Source organism: Tersicoccus phoenicis (assembly GCF_001968835.1).
Taxonomy (GTDB): domain Bacteria; phylum Actinomycetota; class Actinomycetes; order Actinomycetales; family Micrococcaceae; genus Tersicoccus; species Tersicoccus phoenicis.
This window is the reverse complement of sequence record NZ_MRDE01000016.1, coordinates 18,491-44,380: the sequence shown is the minus strand read 5'-3', so window position 1 is coordinate 44,380 and position 25,890 is coordinate 18,491. Positions and strand designations below refer to the sequence as shown.

Annotated in this window: 26 protein-coding genes; 16 read left to right on the top strand and 10 right to left on the bottom strand. The window is 72.1% G+C overall.

Features of this window, described 5'->3' with window-relative positions; translation table 11 throughout:
* Positions 1-21 precede the first annotated feature (21 nt).
* Positions 22-570, bottom strand: a complete 549-nt coding sequence (locus BKD30_RS02780; protein ID WP_076701657.1) for a Dps family protein — start codon at positions 568-570, stop codon at positions 22-24.
* Positions 571-670: 100 nt separating this feature from the next.
* Positions 671-1,678: a formimidoylglutamase gene (gene hutG, locus BKD30_RS02775; protein ID WP_076701656.1), complete on the bottom strand. Its 1,008-nt coding sequence runs from the start codon at positions 1,676-1,678 to the stop codon at positions 671-673.
* A 94-nt stretch (positions 1,679-1,772) separates the two neighbouring features.
* Between hutG and BKD30_RS02770 the strand changes: the two genes are divergently transcribed.
* From BKD30_RS02770 to BKD30_RS02735, 8 genes are all read left to right on the top strand, one after another.
* Positions 1,773-2,561, top strand: a complete 789-nt coding sequence (locus tag BKD30_RS02770) for an IclR family transcriptional regulator (protein ID WP_076701653.1) — start codon at positions 1,773-1,775, stop codon at positions 2,559-2,561.
* A gap of 170 nt (positions 2,562-2,731) precedes the next feature.
* Positions 2,732-4,426 (top strand): urocanate hydratase, encoded by a 1,695-nt coding sequence (locus BKD30_RS02765; RefSeq protein WP_076701651.1) that lies wholly within the window; start codon positions 2,732-2,734, stop codon positions 4,424-4,426.
* On the top strand, positions 4,423-5,625 hold the full coding sequence (gene hutI, locus BKD30_RS02760) for an imidazolonepropionase (protein ID WP_076701648.1): 1,203 nt from the start codon (positions 4,423-4,425) through the stop codon (positions 5,623-5,625). Before BKD30_RS02765 ends, hutI begins: the two co-directional genes overlap by 4 nt.
* A gap of 79 nt (positions 5,626-5,704) precedes the next feature.
* Positions 5,705-7,279 carry a histidine ammonia-lyase gene (gene hutH, locus BKD30_RS02755; protein ID WP_076701646.1) on the top strand — a complete coding sequence of 525 codons (1,575 nt, stop codon included), beginning with the start codon at positions 5,705-5,707 and terminating at the stop codon, positions 7,277-7,279.
* A gap of 120 nt (positions 7,280-7,399) precedes the next feature.
* Complete coding sequence (gene clpB / locus BKD30_RS02750) at positions 7,400-10,018, top strand: ATP-dependent chaperone ClpB (RefSeq protein WP_076701643.1); 2,619 nt, start codon at positions 7,400-7,402, stop codon at positions 10,016-10,018.
* A gap of 91 nt (positions 10,019-10,109) precedes the next feature.
* Positions 10,110-11,153: a hypothetical protein gene (locus BKD30_RS16330; RefSeq protein ID WP_076701640.1), complete on the top strand. Its 1,044-nt coding sequence runs from the start codon at positions 10,110-10,112 to the stop codon at positions 11,151-11,153.
* 63 nt (positions 11,154-11,216) lie between these two features.
* A complete protein-coding gene (locus BKD30_RS02740; protein ID WP_076701638.1) occupies positions 11,217-11,603 on the top strand; it encodes a DnaJ family domain-containing protein in 387 nt (128 codons plus the stop codon).
* Positions 11,604-11,646: 43 nt separating this feature from the next.
* Positions 11,647-12,366 carry a DsbA family oxidoreductase gene (locus tag BKD30_RS02735; RefSeq protein WP_076701635.1) on the top strand — a complete coding sequence of 240 codons (720 nt, stop codon included), beginning with the start codon at positions 11,647-11,649 and terminating at the stop codon, positions 12,364-12,366.
* A 23-nt stretch (positions 12,367-12,389) separates the two neighbouring features.
* Here the strand turns inward: BKD30_RS02735 and BKD30_RS02730 are convergent, their stop codons facing one another.
* Positions 12,390-13,358: an aldo/keto reductase gene (locus BKD30_RS02730; protein ID WP_076701632.1), complete on the bottom strand. Its 969-nt coding sequence runs from the start codon at positions 13,356-13,358 to the stop codon at positions 12,390-12,392.
* A 92-nt stretch (positions 13,359-13,450) separates the two neighbouring features.
* Between BKD30_RS02730 and BKD30_RS16275 the strand changes: the two genes are divergently transcribed.
* Positions 13,451-13,621, top strand: a complete 171-nt coding sequence (locus BKD30_RS16275; RefSeq protein WP_173893009.1) for a hypothetical protein — start codon at positions 13,451-13,453, stop codon at positions 13,619-13,621.
* Here BKD30_RS16275 and BKD30_RS16820 read toward each other — a convergent pair.
* Positions 13,585-14,052, bottom strand: a complete 468-nt coding sequence (locus tag BKD30_RS16820; protein ID WP_143588026.1) for an HNH endonuclease signature motif containing protein — start codon at positions 14,050-14,052, stop codon at positions 13,585-13,587. The two genes, BKD30_RS16275 and BKD30_RS16820, sit on opposite strands and share 37 nt — an antisense overlap.
* Before the next feature lie 2 nt (positions 14,053-14,054).
* A complete protein-coding gene (locus tag BKD30_RS16605; RefSeq protein ID WP_143588025.1) occupies positions 14,055-14,339 on the bottom strand; it encodes a hypothetical protein in 285 nt (94 codons plus the stop codon).
* Positions 14,340-14,745: 406 nt separating this feature from the next.
* Between BKD30_RS16605 and BKD30_RS02710 the strand changes: the two genes are divergently transcribed.
* Positions 14,746-14,964 (top strand): DUF3073 domain-containing protein, encoded by a 219-nt coding sequence (locus BKD30_RS02710; RefSeq protein ID WP_076701622.1) that lies wholly within the window; start codon positions 14,746-14,748, stop codon positions 14,962-14,964.
* 121 nt (positions 14,965-15,085) lie between these two features.
* Here the strand turns inward: BKD30_RS02710 and purM are convergent, their stop codons facing one another.
* The 5 genes from purM to BKD30_RS02685 are packed head-to-tail and all read right to left on the bottom strand — an operon-like array spanning position 15,086 to position 19,700.
* The gene (purM, locus tag BKD30_RS02705; protein ID WP_076701619.1) at positions 15,086-16,276 is read right to left on the bottom strand and encodes a phosphoribosylformylglycinamidine cyclo-ligase; all 1,191 of its coding nucleotides are present in this window, start codon (positions 16,274-16,276) and stop codon (positions 15,086-15,088) included.
* On the bottom strand, positions 16,273-17,844 hold the full coding sequence (gene purF, locus BKD30_RS02700; RefSeq protein ID WP_076701616.1) for an amidophosphoribosyltransferase: 1,572 nt from the start codon (positions 17,842-17,844) through the stop codon (positions 16,273-16,275). The genes purM and purF overlap by 4 nt, the downstream gene beginning before the upstream one ends.
* 7 nt (positions 17,845-17,851) lie before the next feature.
* The gene (locus tag BKD30_RS02695) at positions 17,852-18,250 is read right to left on the bottom strand and encodes a hypothetical protein (RefSeq protein WP_235861340.1); all 399 of its coding nucleotides are present in this window, start codon (positions 18,248-18,250) and stop codon (positions 17,852-17,854) included.
* 34 nt (positions 18,251-18,284) lie between these two features.
* Positions 18,285-18,662, bottom strand: a complete 378-nt coding sequence (locus BKD30_RS02690; protein WP_076701614.1) for a sterol carrier family protein — start codon at positions 18,660-18,662, stop codon at positions 18,285-18,287.
* 33 nt (positions 18,663-18,695) lie between these two features.
* Positions 18,696-19,700 carry an asparaginase gene (locus BKD30_RS02685; protein ID WP_076701611.1) on the bottom strand — a complete coding sequence of 335 codons (1,005 nt, stop codon included), beginning with the start codon at positions 19,698-19,700 and terminating at the stop codon, positions 18,696-18,698.
* An 84-nt stretch (positions 19,701-19,784) separates the two neighbouring features.
* Here BKD30_RS02685 and purD point away from each other — a divergent pair, with 84 nt between their 5' ends.
* The 6 genes from purD to BKD30_RS02655 all read left to right on the top strand — a co-directional run bounded on the left by purD (position 19,785) and on the right by BKD30_RS02655 (position 25,871).
* Complete coding sequence (gene purD / locus BKD30_RS02680) at positions 19,785-21,155, top strand: phosphoribosylamine--glycine ligase (protein ID WP_083955951.1); 1,371 nt, start codon at positions 19,785-19,787, stop codon at positions 21,153-21,155.
* On the top strand, positions 21,152-22,078 hold the full coding sequence (locus BKD30_RS02675; RefSeq protein ID WP_076701609.1) for a phosphoribosylaminoimidazolesuccinocarboxamide synthase: 927 nt from the start codon (positions 21,152-21,154) through the stop codon (positions 22,076-22,078). Before purD ends, BKD30_RS02675 begins: the two co-directional genes overlap by 4 nt.
* Positions 22,079-22,233: 155 nt before the next feature.
* Positions 22,234-23,334 (top strand): LolA family protein, encoded by a 1,101-nt coding sequence (locus BKD30_RS16360; protein ID WP_076701606.1) that lies wholly within the window; start codon positions 22,234-22,236, stop codon positions 23,332-23,334.
* A complete protein-coding gene (locus BKD30_RS02665) occupies positions 23,331-24,326 on the top strand; it encodes an ABC transporter ATP-binding protein (protein ID WP_083955950.1) in 996 nt (331 codons plus the stop codon). The genes BKD30_RS16360 and BKD30_RS02665 overlap by 4 nt, the downstream gene beginning before the upstream one ends.
* Positions 24,313-25,242: an ABC transporter permease gene (locus BKD30_RS02660; RefSeq protein ID WP_083955949.1), complete on the top strand. Its 930-nt coding sequence runs from the start codon at positions 24,313-24,315 to the stop codon at positions 25,240-25,242. The genes BKD30_RS02665 and BKD30_RS02660 overlap by 14 nt, the downstream gene beginning before the upstream one ends.
* A 251-nt stretch (positions 25,243-25,493) precedes the next feature.
* Positions 25,494-25,871, top strand: a complete 378-nt coding sequence (locus BKD30_RS02655; RefSeq protein ID WP_083955948.1) for a peptidase inhibitor family I36 protein — start codon at positions 25,494-25,496, stop codon at positions 25,869-25,871.
* Positions 25,872-25,890: the final 19 nt, after the last annotated feature.

Below are 25,890 nucleotides of genomic sequence, written 5' to 3'. Positions count from 1 at the left end.
CATCGAGACCGAACGGACCGGTCAGGCCTTGGCCGCGGCTTCCTTCTCGGACGTCGCACCCTCGTGTCGCAGGCCGCCGCCCGTGTTCTCCAGGTGGGCGCGGATGAACCACTGGAACTTCTCCAGCGCCTGCACCTGGCCGATCAGCATGTCCTGGGTGACCAGGTCCAGGTCGTCGAGGATCGCGATGTCCTTGCGGTGGTCCTCGATCACCCCGTTGTAGACGAGGTCCAGCGCGGCGAGGTGCTCGACCGTGCTGGCGCGGCCGATCGAGTAGTCCTGCCAGGTGCGGCGGGCCACCAGGTCCCCGGGCAGGCCGTTGGGCGGCACTCCGAGTGCGGCCATTCGCTCGGCGAGGTCGTCGACGAAGCCGCGGACCAGTTCGATCTGAGGGTCCAGCATCTCGTGCACCCCGATGAAGTCGCGCCCGATGACGTTCCAGTGCGCGTGCTTGAGGGTCAACTGCAGGTCGTTGAGGGCGTGCAGACGGATCTGCAGCAGATCGCCCACCCGGTGTCCGTCCTCCACGCTCAGGCCTGGAACCGTGAATGTCGCATCGTTCGTTGCCATGCTCGGACTGTTCTCCTCACCATCGACTCCCGATCGGCACCGACGTGCCGCTGTGCCCGTCCATCATAGTGCTGATGATCTGGGGTGCTCCAGTCGACGTCTACCGACCTCCATCGGCTCGAGCCGCGGCGGCGGCCTCGTGAACGAGGGTCGTGATCAGCCGGGCGCCCGTGCGCGCGGTCCGCTGGTCGACGTCCAGCCGGGGTGCCAGTTCGACGACGTCGACCAGGGCCAGCTTTCCGCTCGCGGCCACGTGCCGGCAGACGGCGTGGACGACCTCGAGGGGCACCCCGTAGCCGGCGGGCGCGCTGACGCCGGGGGCGACAGCGGCCGGGAGCACGTCCAGGTCGATGCTCAGGTGCAGGGCGTCGACGTCGGCGAGCAGGGCGTCGACGGCCGCCAGGACCGCGGTCAGGTTCGTGGGCGTGCACTGTTCATCGGTCAGGTACCGCACGTCCAGCTCCGCCGCCGCGTCGAACAGGGCGCGGGTGTTGGACGGTTCGCTGATCCCCAGCACGGTGTAGCGGAAGTCGCGGCCGTCGGCCCGGTCGGCGTCGGCCATCTGCCGGAACGGGGTGCCCGACGACGGGGCGGCCGCGGTGCGCAGGTCGAAGTGGGCGTCGAGATTGAGCACGCCGACCCGCCGGCCCCGCTGCCCGGCGCCACCCAGGCGGGTGCTTCGCCTCCGCCCGAGATAGCTGCCCCAGGCGGTCTCATGGCCGCCGCCGAGCACCACGACGAGGTCGTGCTGGTCCACAGCCTCCGCGACCCGGTCACCGAGCCGGTCCTGACCGCCCTCCAGATCGGGGCCGTCGACCGTCACCGTGCCCGTGTCGACGATCGGCAGCTCGGTGTGCACGGCCAGTGGGGCGAGGGCCCGCCGCAGGGCATCCGGCCCCTCGACCGCACCGGGCCGCCCGTGGTTGCGCCGCACCCCCTCGTCGCTGGCGAAGCCGATGAGCGTGACACCGCCACGTCCGTCGCCGGCGCCGGTCTCCGCCGTGCAAACCGCCTGGTGCCAGCGACGGTGCTCGGGGCCGGGACCGTCGGTGCGCCCGCTCCACGCGAAGGACGCCGGCGCCGCGGCGGGGGACGGGTCGGAGGTCATGCTGCGATTCTGCCGTCGTCGGGCCGGCGCCACGACCGCCGGCGGAGCCGGTAATGTCTGGGATCCCAGATATGGCATCGGAGGAGGAACGACCATGGGCTCCAAGGTCCCGGCGGCGACGAACACGCTGCGCCTGCTCCGCTTCCTGGCAACGCGCCGGGGACCAGTCACCGCCGCGTCGATCGCCACGGCGCTCGAGCTGCCCCGTTCGTCGGTGTACCACCTGCTCGCGGTGATGACGGCCGAGGGCTTCGTGACCCATTTACCGGAGGAGCGGCTCTACGGCCTCGGCATCGCGGCGTTCGAGTTGTCGTCGGCCTGGGTGCGGCAGGACCCCATGGCGCGTCTCGGCGCTCCGCTGCTGCACGCTCTCGTGGACACGGTGGGGGAGAGCGCCCACCTGGCGCTGTTGCACGGGCGCGACGTCGTGTACGTCGTGGAGGAGCGCGCACCGGGCCGCCCGTCCCTGGTCACGGAGGTGGGGGTGCGCATCCCCGCGCACCTGACCGCGAGTGGACGATCGATGCTCGCCGACCTGGCCCCCGCCCAGGTCCGGGCCCTGTACCCGAACCGGGCCGCGTTCAGCTCCCGGCGCACCGACCGCGACGAGCGCACCGGGATCACCAGTCCGAGCCGGCTTCGCGCCGAGCTGGAACGCACTCGGGTGCGGGGCTGGGCTGTCGAGGAGGGCGACGTCACTCCGGACTTCGCGTCCGTCGCCGTCGCCGCCCACGATCATCGCGGCCTGCCGGTGGCCGGTCTCGCCGTCACGTTTCTCTCTCATCGGATCGACGAGGAACGCCGCCGTGGTCTCGTCGTGCACCTGCGGCGGACCGCCGACGCGTTGGCGGCCCGGCTGTACGGGGTTCCGCGGTCGGATTGAGCACGTGCCGCCCGTGTCTGGGATCCCGGACAGATGGTGTCGGGACGGCCGCACAGGGCAGGCCCGACGTGGTGCCATGGAGGCAGTCGCGGGCCCGTCACGGCCTCACCGACCCGATCCGCGTCACCGGCCCGTGCGCTTGACCCGCTCGACCCGACAGGAGAACGACCATGGCCCTGCCCGGAGCCCGACCCGTCCGCGCCCCCCGCGGCACCGAGCTCAGCGCCCGGAGCTGGCAGACCGAGGCACCGCTGCGCATGCTGATGAACAACCTCGACCCGGAGGTCGCCGAGCGGCCGGACGACCTGGTCGTCTACGGTGGCACCGGCCGCGCGGCCCGCAGCTGGGCCGCCTTCGACGCCATCGTGGAGACCCTGCGCGATCTGGCGGACGACGAGACACTGCTCGTGCAGTCCGGCAAGCCCGTGGGCGTGTTCCGCACCCACGTGTGGGCGCCGCGGGTACTGATCGCCAATTCCAACCTCGTCGGCGACTGGGCCACCTGGCCCGAGTTCCGCCGGCTCGAGGCCGAGGGCCTGACCATGTACGGCCAGATGACCGCCGGCTCGTGGATCTACATCGCCACCCAGGGCATCCTGCAGGGCACCTTCGAGACCTTCCACGCCGTCGCGAAGGTGATGCACCAGGACGGACGGCTCGCCGAGCCCACCCTCGCCGGGACCCTCACCCTCACCGGTGGCTGCGGCGGGATGGGCGGCGCCCAACCGCTGGCCGTGACCCTCAACGGCGGGGTGTGCCTGGTGGTCGACGTCGATGAGAGCCGGCTGCGCCGCCGCCAGGCCAAGCGGTACCTCGACGAGGTCGAAACGGATCTGGAGACGGCGATCGCCAAGGTGACCGCGGCCAGGGCCGAGCGGCGGGCCGTCTCGGTCGGGTACGTCGGCAACGCCGCCACTGTCTTCCCCGAGCTGCTGCGCCGGCACCGGGCCGGCGAGCTGACCGTCGACGTCGTCACCGACCAGACCTCCGCGCACGACCCGCTCTCCTACCTGCCGACCGAGTACACCGTCGACGCGTGGCAGGCGGAGGCCGCCGCCGACCCCGAAGGGTTCACGAAGAAGGCCCGCGAGTCGATGGCCACCCAGGTCACGGCCATGGTGGGATTCCGCGACGCGGGTGCCGAGGTGTTCGACTACGGCAACTCGATCCGCGACGAGGCGCGGCTGGCCGGGTACGGCCGCGCGTTCGACTTCCCCGGCTTCGTACCGGCCTACATCCGGCCGCTGTTCTGCGAGGGTCTCGGGCCGTTCCGCTGGGTGGCGCTCTCCGGGGACCCGCACGACATCGAGGTGACCGACGCGGCGATCAAGGAGCTGTTCCCCGAGAACGAACACCTGCACCGGTGGCTCGACGCCGCCGCCGAGCGCGTCGAGTTCGAGGGCCTGCCGGCGCGGATCTGCTGGCTCGGCTACGGTGAACGGCACCGCGCGGCGCTGCGGTTCAACGAGCTCGTGGCCGACGGGACCATCTCCGCGCCGATCGCGATCGGGCGGGACCACCTGGACTCGGGCTCCGTCGCCTCCCCGTACCGCGAGACCGAAGCGATGGCCGACGGGTCCGACGCGATCGCCGACTGGCCGCTGCTGAACGCATTGACCGCCGCCTCCTCGGGTGCCACCTGGGTGTCCATCCACCACGGTGGCGGCGTCGGCATCGGCCGCTCCCAGCACGCCGGTCAGGTCGGCGTCGCCGACGGCACGCCGCTGGCCGCGCAGAAGCTCGAACGGCTGCTCACCAACGACCCCGGCATGGGCGTCATCCGGCACGCCGACGCCGGCTACGTCCGGGCGCTCGAGGTGGCCGACGAGCGCGGGATCGTCATCCCCATGCGGAACCGGGAATGAGCCTCTCCGACCGGGGGTCCGTACTGATCACCGGCATCGCGGAGCTGACCACCGTGGACGAGGAGCTCGGCACCATTCCCGACGCGGCGGTCGTGATCGAAGGTGAGCGGATCGCCTGGGCCGGGCCCGCGTCACGCGCGCCGGCGGCGGACCGCGCCGTCGACGTCGGCGGCCGCGCGGTGCTGCCCGGCTGGGTCGACTCGCACACCCACCTGGTCTTCGACGGGGACCGGGCCCCGGAGTTCGCCGCCCGGATGGCGGGCCAGGCGTACGAGGCCGGGGGCATCGCCGTCACCGCCGACGCGACCCGCGCCGCCGACGACGCGCGGCTCGACACCCTCGTCGCCGCTCGGGTGCGGGAGGCACTGGCCGGCGGCACCACGAGTCTGGAGACCAAGACCGGCTACGGGCTGACGGTCCGGGACGAGGCCCGCAGCGCCAGGATCGCCGCCGCCCACGTCGAGGACGTCACGTTCCTCGGGGCGCACCTGGTGCCGGACGGCCTCGACCCGGACGACTACGTCGAGCTGGTGTGCGGTTCGATGCTCTCCGCGGTCGCTCCCCACGTGCGCTGGGCCGACGTGTTCTGCGAACGCGGGGCCTTCACGGTCGAGCAGTCCCGCCGCGTGCTGACCGCCTGCCGGGACGCCGGGCTCGGGCTGCGGGTGCACGGCAACCAGCTGGGCCCCGGCGGCGGCGTCGCCCTGGCCGTCGAACTCCGTGCCGCCTCGGTGGACCACGTCAACCACCTCACCGACGACGACGTCGAGGCACTCGCCGGGTCCGCGACCGTGGCAACGGTGCTGCCGGCGTGCGACCTGTCCACCCGCGCCCCGCTGGCCCCGGCCCGGCAGCTGCTCGACGCCGGGGCCACGGTCGCCATCGCCTCCAACGCCAACCCCGGCACCAGCTGGACCACCTCCATGAACTTCTGCGTCGCCACCGCCGTGCTGCAGATGGGCTTGTCGGTCGCCGAGGCGGTCGAGGCGGCCACCCTGGGCGGCGCCCGGGCCCTTCGACGCGACATCGGCACCGCCGACCGGCCCGCAATCGGGCGCCTGGCCGTGGACACCCGCGCCGACCTGCACGTGCTCGACGCGCCGTCGGCCGTGCACCTGGCCTACCGCCCCGGAATGCCGCTGACCTGGGCCGTCTGGCGACGCGGCGAGCAGCTCGTCCGGCCCGTCGGCCGCCCCTGAGCTCCCGATTCACGACCCCACACCCTCGTCAGCCCGTCATCCCACCACCCCGTCAGTTCGTCATCCCAGGAGGAATTCCGTGACCGCCACCACCACCGTCTTTGCCACCGATCGGGCGGCTCCCGTCACCCTGTCGACGTCCGGGACCACGACCGCGGACGTGATCGCCGTCGCCCGGCACGACGCCCGGGTCGAGCTCGCCCCGGAGGCGCGCGAGCGGGTGAGCCGCGTCCGGGCGCACATCGACGCGCTCGCCGCATCCGACACCCCGGTCTACGGGATCTCCACCGGCTTCGGCGCCCTCGCGAACACCCCGATCCCGCCGCAGAAGCGCACCCGGTTGCAGAAGTCGCTGATTCGCTCGCACGCGGCCGGTGCCGGTCCCGCCGTCGAGCGCGAGGTGGTCCGCGCCCTGATGTTCCTGCGCGCCAAGACCCTGGCGTCGGGTCGGACAGGCATCCGGCCGCAAACCCTGCAGACCCTACTCGATGTGCTCAACGCGGGGATCACCCCGGTGGTGCACGAGTTCGGCTCGCTGGGCTGCTCGGGCGACCTCGCCCCGCTGGCACACTGCGCGCTCGTGCTGATGGGGGAGGGCCGCGCCACCGGGCCCGAGGGCGTCGAGCGTCCCGTTCCCGAGTTACTCGCCGAGGCCGGCATCGCCCCCGTCACTCTGACCGAGAAGGAGGGGCTCGCCCTGATCAACGGCACGGACGGCATGCTCGGGCAGCTGATCCTCGCGCTCGCGGACCTGAGGGAGCTGTTCACCGTCGCCGACATCACCGCCGCGCTCTCGGTGGAGGGGCTGCTCGGCACCGACCGCGTCTTCGTGCCGGAACTGCACGAGCCGCTGCGGCCCCACCCCGGTCAGGTCGACGCGGCCGCCAACATGCTCGCCGTGCTCGCCGACTCGCCCATCGTCGCATCCCACCGGCACGGGGACGACCGGGTCCAGGACGCCTACTCGCTGCGGTGCGCCCCGCAGGTCGCCGGGGCCGCGCGGGACACCGCGGCCCACGCGACGCAGGTCGCCGACCGGGAGCTCGCCGCCGCGATCGACAACCCGGTGGTGCTCGACGACGGCACCATTTCCTCCAACGGCAACTTCCACGGCGCTCCGGTCGCCTACGTCCTGGACTTCCTGGCCATCCCCGTCGCCGATCTGGCGTCCATGGCCGAACGCCGCACCGACCGGATGCTCGACCCCGCCCGGTCCCACGGTCTGCCGCCGTTCCTGGCCGAGGACCCCGGCACCGACTCGGGGCTGATGATCGCCCAGTACACGCAGGCGGGACTGGTCTCGGAGCTGAAGCGGCTGGCGGTGCCGGCGTCCGTGGACTCGATCCCCAGTTCCGCGATGCAGGAAGACCACGTCTCGATGGGCTGGCACGCGGCGCGGAAGCTGCGCCAGGGGGTGGGCAACCTCCGGCGGGTGCTCGCCGTCGAGCTGCTGACCGCCACCCGGGCGATCGCGCTGCGCAGCCCCCTGCAACCCGGTCCGGCGGGAGCGGCGGTGCTGGCGGACGTCACCGCCCGCATCGGGACCCCGGGCCCCGACCGCTTCCTGGCCCCGGACATCGCCGACCTCGACGACTACCTCGCCTCGGGCCAGCTCGTGCGCACGGTCGAGGCGGTCGTCGGTCCCTTGCACTGACGCCGCGACGTAAAGCGAGGTGCGGGCACGGCCGGCCGGGAATGTCCACTTCCCTCCCCGAATTGAGTTGATTAGACTCAAGTTTGAGTTCTCTGCACCCCTCTCGTCGAAAGGACTCCGGTGAGCCCCCGATTCACCACTCGCAGCCAGGAAGCGCTGTCGGCCGGCGTGACGGCCGCGTCGACCGCCGGCAACCCGCAGGTCGAGCCGCTGCACCTGCTCTCGGCCCTGCTCGAGCAGACCGACGGCGTTGCCGTGGCGGTACTCCGCGGCGCCGATATCGATCCTGCAGTGCTCCTGCCGAAGACCGCCGCGGCGTTGCGCGCACTGCCGGCGTCGTCCGGGTCCTCGGTCCAGCAGGCGCAGCTCTCCCGTGCCGGTCTGGCCGTCGTGCAGGCCGCGCAGACCGAGGCCGAGCGGCTCGGTGACGAGTACGTCTCCACCGAGCACCTGCTGCTCGGCGTCGCCGCCGACCAGGGCGCCGCCGGCACCCTGCTGCGCGAGGCGGGCGCCACCCCGGACTCGCTGCGTGCGGCGATCCCGTCCGTGCGTGGTGGCCGGAAGGTCGACAGTCCCGATCCCGAGGCCACGTTCGCGTCGTTGGAGAAGTACGGCACCGATCTGACCGCCGTCGCCCGCGCGGGCAAGCTCGACCCGGTGATCGGCCGGGACGCCGAGATCCGCCGCGTCGTGCAGGTGCTCTCCCGCCGCACCAAGAACAACCCGGTGCTGATCGGCGAGCCCGGCGTCGGCAAGACGGCCGTCGTCGAGGGTCTGGCCCAGCGCATCGTCGCCGGCGACGTGCCCGAGTCCCTGCGCGGCAAGACCCTGATCAGTCTCGATCTCGGCGCGATGATCGCCGGCGCCAAGTACCGCGGCGAATTCGAAGAGCGGCTCAAGGCGGTGCTCGAGGAGATCAAGAACGCCGAGGGCCAGGTCGTCACCTTCATCGACGAGCTGCACACCGTCGTCGGCGCCGGTGCGTCCGAGGGCGCGATGGACGCCGGCAACATGCTCAAGCCCATGCTGGCTCGCGGCGAGCTGCGGCTGATCGGCGCCACCACCCTGGACGAGTACCGCCAGAACATCGAGAAGGACCCGGCACTGGAACGCCGGTTCCAGCAGGTGTACGTGGGCGAGCCGAGCGTGGACGACACCATCGCCATCCTCCGCGGGCTGAAGGAACGCTACGAGGCGCACCACAAGGTGGCCATCGCCGATGCCGCGCTGGTGGCCGCCGCGTCCCTGTCCCACCGGTACATCTCCGGTCGGCAGTTGCCGGACAAGGCGATCGACCTCGTCGACGAGGCCGCGTCCCGGCTGCGGATGGAGATCGACTCCGCGCCGGAGGAGATCGACACACTGCGGCGCGCCGTCGACCGGCTGACCATGGAGGAGCTCGCCCTGCAGAACGAGACCGACGCCTCCTCGGTGGAACGGCTGGCCGCGCTGCGGGAGGAGAAGGCCGACAAGCAGGAGCAACTGGACGGGCTGAACTCCCGGTGGGAGGCCGAGAAGTCGTCCCTGAACCGGTCCGGTGACCTGCGCGCCCGGATCGACGCCCTGCGCTCGACGGCGGAGAAGGCGCAGCGCGAGGGCGACCTGGCGGAGGCCTCCCGCATCCTCTACGGCGAGATTCCCACCGTGGAACGCGAACTCCAGGCCGCCGACGCCGAGGCCCAGCGGGTCGACCTCGGGACGACGACGCTGCTGGTCAGCGAGGAGGTCACCGCGGACGACATCGCCGAGGTGGTCTCGGCCTGGACCGGCATCCCGGCCGGCCGGATGCTGCAGGGCGAGTCGCAGAAGCTGCTGCACATGGAGCAGTTCCTCGGTGAGCGGCTGATCGGTCAGCGGCAGGCCGTGGCGTCCGTCTCCGACGCGGTGCGGCGTGCCCGGGCCGGGATCAGCGACCCGGACCGGCCCACCGGCTCGTTCCTGTTCCTCGGACCCACCGGCGTCGGCAAGACCGAGCTGGCCAAGTCGCTGGCGGACTTCCTCTTCGACGACGAGCACGCCATGGTGCGCATCGACATGAGCGAGTACTCCGAGAAGCACACCGTGAGCCGCCTGGTCGGCGCTCCTCCGGGATACGTCGGTTACGACGAGGGCGGACAGCTCACCGAAGCGGTGCGCCGCCGGCCGTACTCCGTCGTCCTGCTCGACGAGGTGGAGAAAGCCCATCCGGAGGTGTTCGACATCTTGTTGCAGGTGCTCGACGACGGTCGGCTCACCGACGGTCAGGGCCGCACGGTCGACTTCCGCAACGTCATCCTCGTGCTGACCTCCAACCTGGGCTCGCAGTTCCTGGTGGATCCGTCCATCGACGACGCGCGGAAGCGCGACCTGGTGATGGGGGTGGTCAATGCCTCGTTCAAGCCCGAGTTCCTCAACCGGCTGGACGAGATCGTCGTGTTCGACGCGCTGACCATCGAGGAACTGTCGCGGATCGTGGACCTGCAGGTGCGGGATCTGGCGTCCCGGTTGACGGACCGGCGGTTGACTCTTGACGTCGCCGACGCCGCCCGGGAGTGGCTGGCCCTGACCGGGTTCGATCCCGCCTTCGGGGCCCGGCCCCTGCGCCGGCTGGTGCAGCGGGAGATCGGGGACCGGCTCGCTCGGGGCATCCTGGCCGGGGAGATCGCCGACGGCGACACGGTACGCGTCGAACGGCTGACCGCCGAGGACGGCAGCGAAGGGGACGGTCTCACCGTGCGCACCGTGGTGCCCTCCAGCTGACGGTTGGTCACCCTCGGGAAAGGGGGTGTGCTCACGGCGTCGACGGTGCAAGGATGGCCAGCATGCTTCGTCCTCGATCGGAAGGGCCGTCATGACGAACACCTTGACCCGCGGCATCCTCGCCGGCGCGGCCGGTACCGCCGCGCTCAACGCCGTCACCTACCTCGACATGGCGCTCCGCGGCCGGTCCGCCAGCGACGCACCCGGTCGGACCGTGCAGGCGGCGCTGCGCCGGTTCGACGTCGACATCCCCGGCCGCGGTGCCGAGCGGGAGAACCGCCGCAGTGCGCTGGGCGCCGTCGGCGGCATCGCCGTGGGCGTCGGCATCGGTGTCCTCGCCAGTGCGGCCCGGTCGGCCGGCCTGCGCTTCTCTGCCCCCACCGGTGCCGCCCTGACCGGTGCCGCCGCGATGGCCGCGAGCGACGTGCCGATGGCCGCCCTGCGGGTCAGCGACCCCCGCGCCTGGTCCTCGACCGACTGGGCGACCGATGTCGCGGGCCACCTGGCCTATGGCATCGCCACCCGGGCGGCGCTCGGGGCCGCCGAGCCGGGCCGGCCGGTCGACCGCGGTCTGGCGCGTGTCGAGCGTCGCGCGCGACGGCGGGCGGGCCGACCCTCGCTGTCCCTGGTCGCGCGCTCCGGGGTGCTCGGTGTCGCCGCCGGTATCCGCAGCTCGTTGGGTGTGGCGGGTCCGGTGTACACGCCGCATCCCGGCTCCGTCTCGGCCGGACGCCGGGTCGGCCGGGCGGTCGCGGGCCTGGCGGTCGCGGGCGAACTAGTCGGCGACAAGTTGCCGATGACGCCGAGCCGGCTGGCGCCGGGGGCACTTGCCGCCCGCCTCGTCTCCGGCGGCAGCGGCGCGGTGATCCTCGCCCGGCGGGAACGGGCCACCCTGGATCTGCCCGTCGTCGCCGGCGTCACGGGTGCCCTGCTCGGATCGTGGGGCGGTGCGGCTTGGCGCAGCTGGGCGCAACGCGAGCTCGGCTGGACCTGGTCCGCCGCGCTGATCGAGGACGGCGTGGGTCTGACGTTCGCGGCGCTCGGGAGCCGTCCGCCATCGACGCCGACCACCGCCATCGTGGCGCATGCTCTGTCGTCCGACGTGCGCCAACCGGCGGCGCCGTCGACCAGGTGAGCGAGGCCGATTCATCATGGCTGCGGCCCGGGGAATGAAAGTGACGTCCGAGAGCGGCACCTGATGGACCGGTTCGAGAGCCTGGCCGAACGCCGGATCCGGGAGGCCATGGAACGCGGGGAGTTCGACGACCTGCCCCTGGCCGGTAGACCACTGGACTTCTCCGACGTCGAGGACCCGCAGTGGTGGATCAAACGATGGATGCAGCGCGAGCAGATCGACACGTCGACCCTCGCCCCGATGGTCATCCAGTTGCGGCGGGAGGCGGACGGCTTCCCGGCCTCACTGCGCCGGTTCACCCGGGAGGACGACGTGCGGGCCTACCTGGAGGACTTCAACCACCGGGTCAGGGCCGACCGGGTCGAGTCCCGCTTCAGCCGCGAGTCCCGGATCGTCGCGCCGATCGTGGACGTCGAGGCCATGATCGCGCGATGGCGAGACCTCGAGTGACGGATGCCGGAATGCCGGCGGTTCGCTTCCCGTTGTCGCCTGCGTGAACATCGACATCTGGTCCGACATCGCCTGCCCCTGGTGCTACATCGGCAAACGTCGCTTCGAGTCCGCACTCGCCCGCTTCGAGCACCGTGACGCGGTGACCGTCAGCTGGCACAGCTTCCAGCTCGACCCCGCCCTCCCGGCGCACTACGAGGGGACCGAACTGGAGTACCTCAGCGAACGGAAGGGTATGCCCGCCGACCGGGTCGCCCAGATGTTCGCGCAGGTCACCGAGGTGGCCGCGGGGGAGGGGTTGGCCTACGACTTCGACGCTCTCGTCGTCGCCAACAGCCTTTCGGGCCATCAGCTGCTGCACCTGGCCGCCGAACACGGCGTCGCCGCTGACGTCAAGGAGTCGCTGCTCTCCGCCCACTTCGAACGGGGCCTGGACATCGGTGACCGCCAGGTGCTCGTGGGGATCGGCACCGGCGCCGGTCTCGACGCGGAGGAGATCACGACGGCGCTCGACTCCGGGCGCTTCCGCGACGCGGTGAGCGCCGACATCCGACGCGCCCAGAGCCTGGGCATCACCGGCGTGCCGTTCTTCGTCCTGGACGGCAAGTACGGCATCTCCGGGGCCCAGCCCGTCGAGCTGTTCGACCAGGCTCTGCGGACGGCGTGGACCGAGGCGAATCCGCTCGTCATGGTGACCCCGGAGGGCAACGCCGATCGCGAGGCCGACCTCGACGGCCGGGCCTGCGGCCCGGACGGCTGCTGACGACGTCCGTCGTTCTCGCCCGGTCAGAAGCCGGCGGGTTCGTGCGGAGTGTAGGGCGCCTCCAGTTCTGCGACGTCCTGGTCGCTCAACCTCACCTCGAGGGCGGCGACGGCGTCGTCGAGATGCTGTCCCGTCGTCGCCCCGACGATGGGTGCGGTCACCACCGGATTGCGCAACACCCAGGCAAGGGCGATCTGCGCCCGTGACACCCCGTGCCGGTCGGCGACGACGCCGACCGTCTCGACGATCGACCGGTCGGACTCCGGATAGAGCTGTTTGCCGAACTCGTCCGTCGCGGAGCGTTCGGTGTCGGTGTCCCAGGGGCGGGCCAGACGTCCGCGGGCGAGCGGGCTCCAGGGGATGACACCGACGCCCTGATCCGCGCACAGGGGGAGCATCTCCCGTTCCTCCTCACGGTTGAGCAGGTTGTAGTGGTCCTGCATCGAGGCGAACGGGGTCCAGCCGTTCGTGAGTGCGACCTCCTGCGCCTTGGCGAACTGCCAGGCCCACATGGAGGACGCACCGAGGTAACGCACCTTCCCGGCGCGCACGACGTCGTGCAGGGCCTCCATGGTCTCCTCGATCGGGGTGTGGGGGTCCCAGCGGTGGATCTGGTAGAGGTCGACCCAGTCGGTGCCGAGACGGCGCAGACTCGCGTCGAGTTCGGCCATGATCGCCTTGCGGGAGAGGCCGGCGCCGTTCGGTCCCTCGTGCATCCGGCCGTTGACCTTCGTGGCCAGCACGACGGTGTCGCGATCCGTGAAGTCGGCCAGCGCCCGGCCGACGATCTCCTCGCTGCTGCCCGCGGAATAGACGTTCGCGGTATCGAAGAAGGTGATGCCGGCGTCGACGGCCTGCTTGATCAACTCACGGCTCGGTTCCTCCGGCAGGCTCCAGGAATGACTGCCGCGGTCCGGGTCGCCGAAACTCATGCACCCGAGGGCGATCCGTGAGACCTCCAGGCCGGTGGTGCCGAGACGGGTGTACTCCATGGCAAGTTCCTCCCCTTCGTCCGTGTGCGGTGCATCGTGGTCGAGCCTACGAGCCTACGAGCAGGTGGGGGACTCCGCGACGGTGTCCTCAGGTGTGGGCGGTCCTGGACCCGCAGGACCGGCAGGACCCGCAGGACCGGCAGGACCCGCAGGACCGGTGGGACCCGCAGGACCGGCAGAACCCGCAGGACCGGCAGGACCGCGCGCGCGTGTGGCGCTGTGGCCGTCAGAAGGGTGGTGGGTCGGCGGGCCGGGTCGTGTAACGGCGGCCGGCGGGCGAGGTCCAGGTCAGAACGCTTGACGAGAGCGCCTCCCGCTCCTCTGGTCCAACGGTGTCGTGGCGGTCGTGGCGGTCGTGGCGGTCGTGGCGGTCGTGGCCGTCGTGGCGGTCGGTGTCGACGGTGTTGGCGGTGTCCCTCGCTGCGCTGACGGTCCAGCCGGAGTGGTGTTTGAGGACGTGGTGTTTGCGGCACAAATGGGCCAGGTTCGCCGGTGTCGAATCACCGCCGTGGGCCCAGGCGATCACGTGGTCGAGGTCGCAGGCGGTGGAGGATCGGCGGCAGCCGGGGAACCGGCAGGCGGCTGGGTCCCCGGTGCCGTACCGGGTGTCGAGGCGTCCGTGCCTTCCATGACACCAGTGAATCCGACACCACCGACAGAACTCAGGGGGCCCGTGCCGGCTGGCGCATATCACGGCTACCGTGGCCCGGACGACGGATCGGCGTCCAGGTCGGGACCCGAGGTCGACGACCCGCCGACTTCGTCGCTGGCGCGTTGCGCCTCGCCCTCGACGGCGTTCGCCTCCGCGAGGGCCGAACGGACGTCCTCGTCCTCGACCTCCGCGGAGAGAACCGCATCCTCGAGCTCCGGCTCGGGCAGGGACACAGCGTCGGGGTCGGTGATCTCCGGGACGGAGCCGGTGGCCAGCGTCGGATCCGCCCCACCCGGCATTGCGTCGTCCTGCCCTGGTGTTTCGCTCATGGGTGATCAACCTCTCGACGGACGATTCGACGGACAGATTCACGGACATATCGACGAACCAACGGAACACCACGGACGCCGAGCCGGGGGTCGACGGTGCCCCGCCGGGATCACCGGAAGCGCCCGGTTCCGTGCTGGCACCCTAGCCGATCCGCTACTGGCCGTCACCGTACCCCCGAATGAAGGCACGGTGACGGGCTCGAACGGGCGCCCCTCTCCCCGCTCCGTGGAGGCGGGAGTGCCGGACTCGCGGGACGGTGGAGCCTGGCGGGCGGGCGTTCGGGCGTGCCGACCGGGACGGCCGAGCATGTACCCTAGTGCTACGAAATATCGACCACATCATCCGTGGGCCCGCACGCGTGTGCCCAGCCCGGCGGAGTACTGACAGAGCAGAGGGGGTCACGCCATGGGGCGCGGCCGTCAGAAGGCGAAAGCCACCAAGCAGGCGCGGGACATCAAGTACTACAGTCCCACGACCGATTACTCGGCGCTGCAGCGCGAACTGGCCGGCTCCCCCGGTCATACCCCTGCCGGCCGATATCCGGAGCCGGCCGAGGACGATGATTCCTCCGTCGACCGGTACACCGACGACGACGACGACCGCGGGAGCCGCCGCCTCGGTTGAGCCGGGGCGCACCGTCGTCGGTCACGCCGTGCTCGCGGACTGATCGCACCACCTCACCGATGTGGGCGAACCGTGGGTCACCCGGTGGGCCCGGAGACTCCCGGATCGAGAGACGCGCTGCTCAGGCGTACCGGTTGACCAGCCGCACGGTCCCGCCGTCGACCCCCTTGGCGCCCTGCACCACGTCCGGATCGTGCGCGGACATCGGGGCCAGGTCAGCGTCGACGTCCACGTGACCCATCACCCACGCTTCGGTCCCACGCGCGCGCAGCCGAGCAACCACGGCGTCGGCGACGTCCTCGGCCACGACGACAACCATGCCCACTCCCTGGTTGAGGGTGCGTTCCAGGTCCGGCTGCGGTACACCGCCGAGCTGGCCGACGAGCGCGAACACCGGTGGCAACTGCCAGGTCGCCCGGTCCACGGTCGCCGTGAGACCGCGCGGCAGGACACGTGCCAGGTTGGCGGCGAGCCCGCCACCGGTGACGTGGCTGACCGCGTGCAGGCCGTCGCCCAGCGCGTCGGCCAGGTCGAGGATGTCGGCGGTGTACAGGCGGGTGGGTTCGAGCAGTTCCTCACCGAGGGTGCGGCCGAGTTCGGAGACCTGCCGCTCGAGCGCCCAGCCCGCGTGGTTGATCACGCGGCGGACCAGTGAGTAGCCGTTCGAGTGCAGGCCGGAGGACCCCAGGCCGATCACGACGTCGCCGGCGCGGGCCCGGTCCGGGCCGAGCACCCGGTCCGCTTCCACGACGCCGGTCGCCGCACCGGCGACGTCGTACTCGTTCGGCGCCAGCAGGCCGGGATGCTCGGCCGTCTCCCCGCCCACCAGGGCCGTTCCCGTCTGTTCGCAGGCGGCGGCGATGCCGCGGACGATGTCGGCGATCCGCTCGGGCACGACCCGGCCGCACGCGATGTAATCGGTCATGAACAGCGGTCTCGCGCCGACCACGACGATGTCGTCGACCACCATGCCGACCAGGTCGAACCCGATGGTGTGGTGCACGTCCAGCGCCTGCGCGATGGCGACCTTGGTGCCCACCCCGTCGGTGGAGGTGGCCAGCAGCGGCTTCCGGTAGCCGGTCAGCGCGCTCGCGTCGTACAGACCCGCGAATCCGCCGACCCCGCCGAGCACCTGAGGGCCCTGAGTGGCGCGGACGGCGTCCTTCATCAGTTCGACAGCGCGATCCCCGGCCTCGACGTCCACGCCCGCGCTGGCGTAGGTGATGCCCTGGGCGACGCTGACGTCGGTGTTGCCGGCGGTGCCGGGCGCGGTGCTCTCCTCGGTGGCCGCTGCCGGGTGTGGCCGGCTCATGTGCGGGCCCGCAGACTCGCGGCGGTGTCCTGTGCGGCGTGCTGCTCTTCCGGATTCAGCACCCGTTCCAGGTCGACGTCCGGACCGGGTTCGCAGCCGCCCGGGTCCTGGCGCTCGAGCAGGTTCTTGCCCAGCCGGTCGGGCGCGGGCAGCGGGATGGGGTACTGCCCGGTGAAGCAGGCGGTGCAGAGTCGCTCCCGTGGCTGCTCGGTCGCGGCGATCATGCCCTCCTCGGAGATGTAGCCCAAGGAGTCCGCGCCGATCGAGGTGCGGATGTCGTCCACCCCGAGGCCGGTGGCGATCAGCTCGGCACGGGAGGCGAAGTCGATGCCGTAGAAGCAGGGCCACGTGATCGGCGGAGAGGAGATCCGCACGTGCACCTGCGCGGCGCCCGCCTCGCGGAGCATGCTGACCAGCGCTCGCTGCGTGTTTCCCCGCACGATCGAGTCGTCGACGACGATGATCCGCTTGCCCCGCACGACGTCCTTGAGGGGGTTGAGCTTGAGCCGGATACCGAGCTGGCGGATCGTCTGGCTGGGTTGGATGAACGTGCGGCCGACGTAGGCGTTCTTCACCAGGCCGTTGCCGAAGGGTATCCCGGACCGTTCCGCGTAGCCGATGGCGGCCGGCGTCCCGGACTCCGGGGTGGGGATGACGAGATCCGCCTCGACCGGGTGCTCGGCGGCGAGGCGGCGGCCCATCTCCACGCGGGAGGCGTAGACGTTCCGCCCGGCGATGGTGGTGTCCGGCCGGGCCAGGTACACGTACTCGAAGACGCAGCCGGCCGCACCGCGTTCCGCGAACCGCTGGGATCGCAGGCCGCCCTCGTCGACGGCGATGAACTCCCCGGGTTCGATCTCCCGGACCAGGGAGGCGCCGATGATGTCGAGGGCCGAGGTCTCGGAGGCGACCACCCAGCCGCGCTGCAGCCGACCCAGGACCAGCGGGCGGACCCCGTACCGGTCCCGCGCGGCGTAGAGGGTGCCCTCGTCCATGAAGACGAAGCAGAAGGCACCCTCCAATTGCGGCAGGATCTCCATCGCGGTGGCCTCGAGGTCCTCGCCGGGTCGACCCTGCAGCAACGCGGTGACGAGTGCCGTGTCGGTGGTGTTGCCCTGCGCCAGTTCCCCGGACCGTGGGGCCCCGTAACGCTCGCGCACCAGGTCGTACAGCGCCGCGGAGTTGGTCAGGTTGCCGTTGTGCGCCAGGGCCACGGTGCCGCCGAAGGTGGCGCCGAGCGTCGGTTGGGCGTTCGCCCACACGGAGGCGCCGGTGGTGGAGTAACGGCAGTGCCCGACGGCGATGTGCCCGCGCAGGGTGGTGAGGGTGGCCTCGTCGAACACTTGGGAGACCAGGCCCATGTCCTTGTAGACGCTGATCCGCTCGCCGTCGCTCGCGGCGATCCCGGCCGACTCCTGGCCGCGGTGCTGGAGGGCGTACAGGCCGAAGTAGGAGAGTTTGGCGACCTCCTCGCCCGGGGCCCAGACCCCGAAGACGCCGCAGGCGTCCTGGGGGCCTTTCTCCCCGGGCAGCAGGTCGTGCGAGAGTCTTCCGTCGGGACGAGCCACGGGTCGATTATCGCATGGTCCCGGTGACCTCGTCGGCCGTCGCTCTCCGGATCCGCCGGTGGCTGCGCCGGTCCAGGCCGAGCACGAGCAGGGCGCCGGCGCCGACGCCGACGACCCCGAAGATCATGGCGAAGAAGCCGAACGCGGCGGCGGGCGTGTACTGCGGGTCCTCCGGGCGGGCGAACACGAGGACGCCGGCGACGACGAAACCGAGGACGGCGCCGCCGAGCAGGAACGGCGTGAACCGGGGTGCCCGGCGGACGGCCAGCTCCCGGCGTTCGACCGACTCCACCAGTCGGGGCGTCTGCTCCGGGACCTCGGCGTCCCGGCGTCGCAGTGGTGCGGAGGCGCCCGGGCCGGGGTCGGCGGCCGGGTCGGCGTCGGGGGGTGGCGCGGCGGAACTCATGCCGTCCAGCGTAGTCGCGGCGCCACCCGGCCGCTCACGCGTCTCCGGCGGCGAACCGCGACCACAGCGGGAGCAGTGCCGTCAGGTCGGCCCGGGTGCCGGAGGCGGTGACGGCGCCGGATTCCCGCGCCCCGTGCCAGTCGAGGCGCCCGGTGACGAGGCCGAGGAACGTCGCGGCGTCGGTCTCGATCACGTTCGGCGGGGTACCGCGGGTGTGCCGGGGACCGGCCACGCACTGGGCGACGCCGAAGGGCGGCACCCGGACCTCCACGCTGTTGCCCGGGGCCCGGGCGGTCAGTTCCTCCAGGGCGTACCGGACGGCGGTCGCGACGGTCGGGCGGTCGGTCGCGCCCTCGGCGCAACGGCTCAGCGCCGCGTCCCCGTCGGCCCACTCGATCCGTCGTCGTGCCATGTCAGCTCCCGTTCGGCGCCCGAGACAAGCGAATCAGTCGAGCAGGGCGGTGACCGGCGCCGCGAGCTTGACGTGGCCCACCGGCTCGCCGCCGCCGAGCACCGGGCGCACCACCTTCGGCAGCACCGCGGTGACCCGGTCGGCGTCGAGGGCCCCGGACGCGGCGAGCAGGGTCAGGGCGACGAGCGAGGTTGCCCGTTCCGCGCCGTCGAGCATCTTCAGCGCCACCGCGGCGCCGGACGGGGTGGCCATCGCGATGACGCCCTCCGCGCCGCCCTTGGCCAGCACGCCGAGCTCGTCCATCACCACGGTGTTCGGGGCGCCGTGGCCCTGCACCGCCCACGGATAGTCCAGCATCGCGGTGCACACGGTCGCGGCCCGGGCGTCGGCCATCACCTCGCCCGGGGCCTGGGCCAGCGAGGAGAAGGCACGGGCGAGTCCGTGCAGGGACACGGCCGCGAGCGGAGCTCCACAGCCGTCGACCCCGACGTGCGTCACCGATTCGCGGGTGTACTCCTCGATCACCTTGATCACCCGCTGCTGGAAGGGGTGCCGCGGGTCCAGGTAGGTCTCGGTGTCCCAGCCGGCCTCGGTGCAGGCCCACAGGAAGGCGGCGTGCTTGCCGGAGCAGTTCATCGCCAGCCGGGTCTTCCCCCGCTCGTTGCGCACCAGCCACTCGCGGGCCGCCGCGTCGGCGGGCCAGTCGGGTGGGCACTGCAGGTCCGACTCGGCGCAGCCGGCGGCCGTCAGCATGCCCTCGACCACGTCCAGGTGGTCGAAGCTGCCCTCGTGGCTGGCGGCGGCCAAGGCCACCTGCGGCCCGCGCAGCGGCACCCCGGCCTGCATGGAGGCGATCGCCTGGAAGGGTTTGAGCGAGGACCGCGGGAAGATCGGGGCCCGCACGTCCCCCAGTTCGAGGACCACCTGGCCCTCCGCGTCGACGACGACGGCGGCACCGACGTGCCGGGACTCGATGAAGCCGCTGCGCTCGACGACGGCCAGTTCCACGGCGGTGTCCGCGGCGAAGGTCTGTGGCATGCGTCCCAGTATCCTGGATCCACCCTCCTCGGATCGCACACCCGGATCGCGGTGAGCCGGACGGCCCCCGTAGGCTGGACCACTGTGAAGGTACTCGTGCTCGGTTCCGGTGGCCGCGAACACGCCCTGGTCCGCTCCCTCGCCTCCGACCCGTTCGTCACCGACCTGCACGCCGCGCCAGGCAACGCCGGGATCGCGCAGGAGGTGCCCTGTCACCCCGTCGACACCGTCGACGGCACCGCCGTCGTCGAACTCGCCGGTCGGCTCGGCGTCGAACTCGTCGTGATCGGCCCCGAGGCGCCCCTGGTCGCCGGGGTCGCCGACGACCTGCGCGCGGCGGGGATCGCCGTCTTCGGCCCGTCGGCCGGTGCCGCCCGGTTGGAGGGCAGCAAGGCGTTCGCCAAGGAGGTGATGGCGGCAGCCAACGTGCCCACCGCGATGGCGCGGGTCGCCGCGACCGGCGAGGAGACCGCCGAGGCCCTGGACACCTTCGGGTCTCCCTATGTCGTCAAGGACGACGGGCTGGCCGCGGGCAAGGGGGTCGTCGTCACCGAGGACCGGGACGTCGCGCTCGCGCACGCGCAGGACTGCTTCCGCTCCGGCGGCACCGTGCTGATCGAGGAGTACCTGCGCGGGCCCGAGGTCTCCCTGTTCGTGCTCTGCGACGGCCGCACCGGAATCCCGCTGAGCCCGGCCCAGGACTTCAAGCGCATCGGCGACGACGACGAGGGTCCCAACACCGGGGGGATGGGCGCCTACACCCCGCTGGACTGGGCGCCGGCCGGGCTGGTGGACGAGGTGATGGACCGCGTCGCGACCCCGGTGCTCGCCGAGATGGCCTCGCGCGGCACCCCGTTCGTCGGCGTCCTGTACTGCGGGCTGGCCCTCACGCCGCGCGGCATCCGCGTGGTCGAGTTCAACGTCCGGTTCGGCGACCCGGAGACGCAGGCCGTGCTGGCCCGGCTCAAGACGCCGCTCGGCTCGCTGCTGCTGGACGCCGCGAAGGGCCGGCTCGACGAGGACGAGCAACTGCGCTGGCGGCACGAGAGCGCCGTCGCCGTCGTGCTCGCCGCCCACGGCTATCCCGCCTCGCCCCGGACCGGGGACCGAGTACGCGGGCTGAAGAAGGCCGCGGCGGAACCCGACGTCACGGTGCTGCACGCCGGCACCGGAACCGACCGTGGCGGCAGGGTCATCGCCACCGGCGGCCGCGTGCTGGCCGTCGTCGGCCGCGGGGAGGACCTGAACGCCGCCCGCCAGCGTGCCTACACCGGCATCGGCCACATCCGGCTGGACGGTGGTCGGTACCGGCGGGACATCGCCGCCGCAGCCGCCGCCGGCCGGATCGAGGTGCCGGCCGCCGCCGCCCGGCCGCCGCGTCGCCCCGATCCCGCGTCCGCGGGGCAGACCGGCACCATCGAACCGGTCACGTCCACGATGGGGACGACGGTATGAGTCCGGGGTTGTTGGAGGCGCCGAAGATCCCCGGCTGGACGCACGTCTACTCCGGCAAGGTCCGGGAGCTGTACGTACCGACGGTGCCGGAACACGGTGACGGCGACGGCGACCCACAGCTCATCCCGGAGCGGCACGTCCTCGTCGTCGCGACGGACCGGATCAGCGCGTACGACCACGTGCTCGCCACCCCGATCCCGGACAAGGGACGGATCCTGACCCAGCTCTCGCTGTGGTGGTTCGAGCAACTCGACGACGTGGAGAACCACGTCGTCTCGGCCGACGTGCCCGACGAGGTCGCCGGCCGGGCGATGATCTGCCGCAACCTGTCGATGTTCCCGATCGAGTGCATCGCCCGCGGCTACCTCACCGGGACCGGGCTCACCGAGTACCGGCGATCCGGCACGGTCTGCGGACTCTCCCTGCCCGACGGGCTGACCGAAGGGTCGGCCCTGGAACCGCCCCTGTACACCCCGTCCGCGAAGGCGGCGGTCGGCGAGCACGACGAGAACATCACGTACGAGCAGACCGTCGAGGCGGTCGGCGCCGACGTCGCCGACCGGCTGCGCGAGCTGACCCTGCGGGTGTACGGCCGGGCCGAGCGGATCGCCCGCGAGCGCGGCCTGGTCCTGGCCGACACCAAGGTCGAGTTCGGCCTGGACGTGCACGACGGGACCATCACCCTCGCCGACGAGGTGCTCACCCCGGACTCGTCCCGGTTCTGGGACGCCGCCGCCTGGCAGCCGGGACGGCCGCAGGCCAGTTTCGACAAGCAGTTCGTCCGCGACTGGCTGACCTCGCCGGCGTCCGGGTGGGACCGGGCCGCCGACACCCCGCCGCCGGCCCTGCCCGACGACGTCGTCGCCGCCACCCGGGACCGCTACCTCGAGGCATACGAGCGGCTCACCGGCCGCACGTTCTGACATGGCCTCGGACGGCTCCGGCCCGGAAGGCGGCTGAGCGCCGGCGTCACCGCGGTGCCGTCGACCGGTCCGATACCGGCACGCGCTCTGGTGACTCCCAGAGCCGCGGCGTACCGTGGACCCCACAGGTGACGTGACGGCGGAAGTGATGGACGATGCAACGCCGATGGTGGAACTGGATGCCGGCGGTGGCGCTGCCCGCGGTAGTCGTCGGCGGTGTGCTGGTCGGCTCGTTGCCGGCCAGTGCCCAGGACCCGCCGCCGCCCCGCACGGCGGAACAGGTGCTCGCCCTGGCCGCCGGCAGCCAGGCGAGGCAGTTCTCCGGTGACGTCGAACAGCGCTCCGACCTGGGTATCCCGTCCCTGTCCGGCGCACTCGGCTCCGCGTCACCGGGCGCGTCGTCGCCCAGCTCCGGCAGTGCGCCCGGTGCCGGGACGCTGGCCGGGCAGGCCGCGGCCCTGGACCTGTTGACCGGCACGCACACGGCCCGGGTCTACGCCGACGGCCCCACCCGCACCCGGATCCAGGTCCTGGACCGGCTCGCGGAGCGGGACGTGATCCGAGACGGCACGCAGGTGTGGACCTGGGACTCGAAGGCGAACGCCGCCACCCGGCTGACCCTGCCGTCCACCTCGGCGGACCCGACGCCGACCGCGCCCACGGTGACCCCGGATCGGCTCGCCCAGCGCTTCCTCACCCGTGCCGCACCCAGCACCGCGGTCGGTCTCGGCCCGGCCACCACGGTCGCGGGCCGCTCGGCCTACCAGCTGATCCTGACCCCGCGCACCGCGGCCACGCTCGTGAGCTCCGTCGCCGTCGCGGTCGACGCCGGCACCGGGCTGCCCCTGAGCGTCGACGTGTTCGCCCGAGGGCAGCAGCAGCCGGCCTTCCACACCGCGTTCACCGCGCTGGACCTGCGGGCGCCGGACGCCTCCCGGTTCCGGTTCACCCCACCGGCCGGGGCCACGGTCACACAGCAGGCCCTGCCGACGCCCACGGCGAAGCAGCACACGCCCGCGCCGGCCGGCCAGCGCCCCGCGGTGCGCGGGTCGGGTTGGGACGCCATCATGGTCGTCCCCGCTGCCGCCGTGCCCGCCGGGACGCTCTCCTCCCCGCTGATCACCAGGCTCGCGACGCCGGTGCCCGGCGGTCGGGTGCTCTCCACCTCCCTGGTCACCGTGCTGCTGGCCGACGACGGCCGGGTGCTGGCCGGTGCCGTGCCACTGAGCGCGTTGCAGGCCGCGGCGGCACGGTGAGCCCGGCCGCCGCCACGCGCGCCCGGGCGGCGGCAGCGGGGGGGCAGCCCGACGACGGGCTGGTGATCGCCACCGCGGGACTGACCAAACGGTTCCGGCACCAACTCGCCGTCGACGGCGTGGACCTCGCCGTCCCGCGCGGCAGCGTGTTCGGGTTCCTCGGGCCCAACGGCTCCGGCAAGACCACCACCATCCGGATGCTGCTCGGGCTGGTGGCGCCGTCCGGTGGGCGCGTGCGCGTGCTGGGAGAGGCCGTGCCCGAGCGGCTGCTCTCGGTCCTGCCCCGCGTCGGGGCCCTGGTGGAGGGACCGGCGTTCTACCCGTTCCTCTCTGGAACGGCCAACCTCGTCCGGCTGGACACCGCGGACCGGCGCGCCGACCCGAGGACCCGGTGCGCCCGGGTCGCCGGCGCCCTGGATCGCGTGGGATTGACCCAGGCGGCGGGCAAGAAGGTGCACGCCTACTCCCTCGGAATGAAGCAGCGCCTCGGCCTGGCCGCGGCGCTGCTCGCGCCCCGGGAGCTGCTGGTGCTGGACGAGCCCACCAACGGGCTGGACCCGCAGGGCACCCGGGAGGTCCGTGGTCTGATCCGTTCCCTGGCCGACGACGGCACCACCGTCTTCGTCTCCAGTCACCTGCTGGCGGAGATCGATCAGATCTGCACCCACGCGGCGGTGCTGCGAGCCGGCCGGCTCGTCGCCCAGGGCACCCTGGACGAGTTGCGCCGGTCCGGGACCGGCCGCGCCGTCGTCCACACGCCCGACGGGGATCGGGCGCGCGCCGTGCTCACCGCCCTCGGCCTGACGGTGGCGCCGGAACTCTCGCCCGGCGTCGTGAGCGCCGACCTGCCCGACGACGGTCCCGCGCCCGAGTCCTTGGTCGCCGGACTGGTGGCCGGCGGCGTGCGGGTCCGCGGCTTCGCAGTGGAGCGCGCCGGACTGGAGGAGCGGTTCGTGCAGCTGACCGGGGAGGGCTTCGATGTCGACCAGTGACCGGGCACCCGCCGCGGTTGCGCACGGTCCCCGGACCGGTGACGACGACGGTCGGGCTCGGGTGGCGCGGTGGGAGCGGACAGCGGGGCCGCCCCACGGCGGCGGGCTGCGGTTGTTCGGCTCGGAGCTGGCGGTCCTGTTCCGCCGCTGGCGCACCTGGGCGCTGCTGGCGGCGCTGGCGGCCGTGCCGGTCCTGATCGGGTTGGCGGTCCGGTTCTCGCCGGGGCGCCCGCCGAGCGGCCGGGGCCCCGCGTTCCTGGACCAGGTCACCAACAACGGCCTGTTCGTCGGTGTGGTCGCCATGATCGTCAGCGTGCCGTTGTTCTTCCCGCTGACCGTCGGTGTGGTCGCCGGTGACACCATCGCCGGGGAGGCGGGCCTCGGCACGCTGCGCTACCTGCTGGTCGCCCCGACCGGGCGGCTGCGCCTGCTGCTGGTCAAGTACGCCGGAGCCGCCGTGTTCTGCGCCGCGGCCGCTCTGACCGTCGTCCTCAGCGGCGCCGTCACCGGCCTCGTGCTCTTCCCGCTCGGCCCGGCGACCCTGCTGTCGGGGGACACCGTCGACGCCGGTGCGGCGTTCGGCCGGCTGCTGCTGATGGCCGGTTACGTGACGGTGTCCCTGCTGGGGCTGTCCGCCGTCGGGCTGTTCCTGTCGACGCTGACGACGGTGCCGGTCGGTGCGATGGCCGCCACCGTGGTGCTCGCGGTCACCGCGCAGATCCTCGACTCGCTGGACCAGCTGGCCTGGCTGCACCCGTGGCTGTTCAGCCACTACTGGCTCGACCTCGGGGACCTGCTGCGCTCACCCATCTCATGGGCGTCGTTCGGGGACAACGCCGTCCTGCAACTGGGATACACCGTCGTATTCTTCGGCTTGGCGTGGGCCCGCTTCGCCAGCAAGGACGTCCTGCCCTGAGAAGACGTGATACAGCCGAATACTTGGGCTAGAACTTTCCTGCGTTGCACCGCGGTGGCATGCTCCCGCTTCGGCGAAGAGTGTCGCGGGCGGGCCGTGCCAGCGCGACGCCCTACAGAGGCCGAGAACCCAACTTGCCCGGATGGCTCCGGCGACACCCTGTCGATAACTTGACTCCGAGCTGCACAACGGGCTACGGTGATCAATGTCACGTTCAGTGACTCGGCACAACAAACCTGGGGGTTTCGACGATGAAAAAAGTCCTCACCGCTTCGGCGGTAGCAGTTGGAACACTTCTCTTGGTAGGCATCGCGGCGGTCCCCGCGCAGGCCTCTGTCCTCTCCTGCCCGACGAGCAACGTGTGCGTCTATGCCGAAGCCAACTTCTTGACAGGCGGGTCGTATGCTTGGCAGAAGACCAGCGGCTTCAGCGCGTACGCCGACCTCGCTCCCGGAATCCACGATCGGGCGTCATCGTGGATTAACGCCAACAACTCACAACGCATGGGAATTGGCGAGTGGGTGAATGGTGGTCAATTCATCGCGCAGAGGCTGAACGCCGGGTGGAAAGACAACAACCTCAGCGATATCGGCTTCAATGATCGAGCCGATTTCGTCCTTCAACAGTAGATGAAGCGCGGAAACTGAT

Excerpts from the sequence above, each read along its gene's own strand:
- BKD30_RS02695 (WP_235861340.1), bottom strand. The coding sequence starts at position 18,250 with ATGAGTTCCGCCGCGCCACCCCCCGACGCCGACCCGGCCGCCGACCCC.
- BKD30_RS02730 (WP_076701632.1), bottom strand. The coding sequence starts at position 13,358 with ATGGAGTACACCCGTCTCGGCACCACCGGCCTGGAGGTCTCACGGATC.
- BKD30_RS02660 (WP_083955949.1), top strand. The coding sequence starts at position 24,313 with ATGTCGACCAGTGACCGGGCACCCGCCGCGGTTGCGCACGGTCCCCGG.
- BKD30_RS02675 (WP_076701609.1), top strand. The coding sequence starts at position 21,152 with ATGAGTCCGGGGTTGTTGGAGGCGCCGAAGATCCCCGGCTGGACGCAC.
- BKD30_RS02710 (WP_076701622.1), top strand. The coding sequence starts at position 14,746 with ATGGGGCGCGGCCGTCAGAAGGCGAAAGCCACCAAGCAGGCGCGGGAC.
- BKD30_RS02655 (WP_083955948.1), top strand. The coding sequence starts at position 25,494 with ATGAAAAAAGTCCTCACCGCTTCGGCGGTAGCAGTTGGAACACTTCTC.
- BKD30_RS02780 (WP_076701657.1), bottom strand. The coding sequence starts at position 570 with ATGGCAACGAACGATGCGACATTCACGGTTCCAGGCCTGAGCGTGGAG.
- BKD30_RS16360 (WP_076701606.1), top strand. The coding sequence starts at position 22,234 with ATGCAACGCCGATGGTGGAACTGGATGCCGGCGGTGGCGCTGCCCGCG.
- BKD30_RS16605 (WP_143588025.1), bottom strand. The coding sequence starts at position 14,339 with ATGAGCGAAACACCAGGGCAGGACGACGCAATGCCGGGTGGGGCGGAT.
- BKD30_RS02770 (WP_076701653.1), top strand. The coding sequence starts at position 1,773 with ATGGGCTCCAAGGTCCCGGCGGCGACGAACACGCTGCGCCTGCTCCGC.
- BKD30_RS02685 (WP_076701611.1), bottom strand. The coding sequence starts at position 19,700 with ATGCCACAGACCTTCGCCGCGGACACCGCCGTGGAACTGGCCGTCGTC.
- BKD30_RS02740 (WP_076701638.1), top strand. The coding sequence starts at position 11,217 with ATGGACCGGTTCGAGAGCCTGGCCGAACGCCGGATCCGGGAGGCCATG.
- BKD30_RS02765 (WP_076701651.1), top strand. The coding sequence starts at position 2,732 with ATGGCCCTGCCCGGAGCCCGACCCGTCCGCGCCCCCCGCGGCACCGAG.
- BKD30_RS16330 (WP_076701640.1), top strand. The coding sequence starts at position 10,110 with ATGACGAACACCTTGACCCGCGGCATCCTCGCCGGCGCGGCCGGTACC.
- hutI (WP_076701648.1), top strand. The coding sequence starts at position 4,423 with ATGAGCCTCTCCGACCGGGGGTCCGTACTGATCACCGGCATCGCGGAG.
- hutG (WP_076701656.1), bottom strand. The coding sequence starts at position 1,678 with ATGACCTCCGACCCGTCCCCCGCCGCGGCGCCGGCGTCCTTCGCGTGG.
- BKD30_RS02690 (WP_076701614.1), bottom strand. The coding sequence starts at position 18,662 with ATGGCACGACGACGGATCGAGTGGGCCGACGGGGACGCGGCGCTGAGC.
- purM (WP_076701619.1), bottom strand. The coding sequence starts at position 16,276 with ATGAGCCGGCCACACCCGGCAGCGGCCACCGAGGAGAGCACCGCGCCC.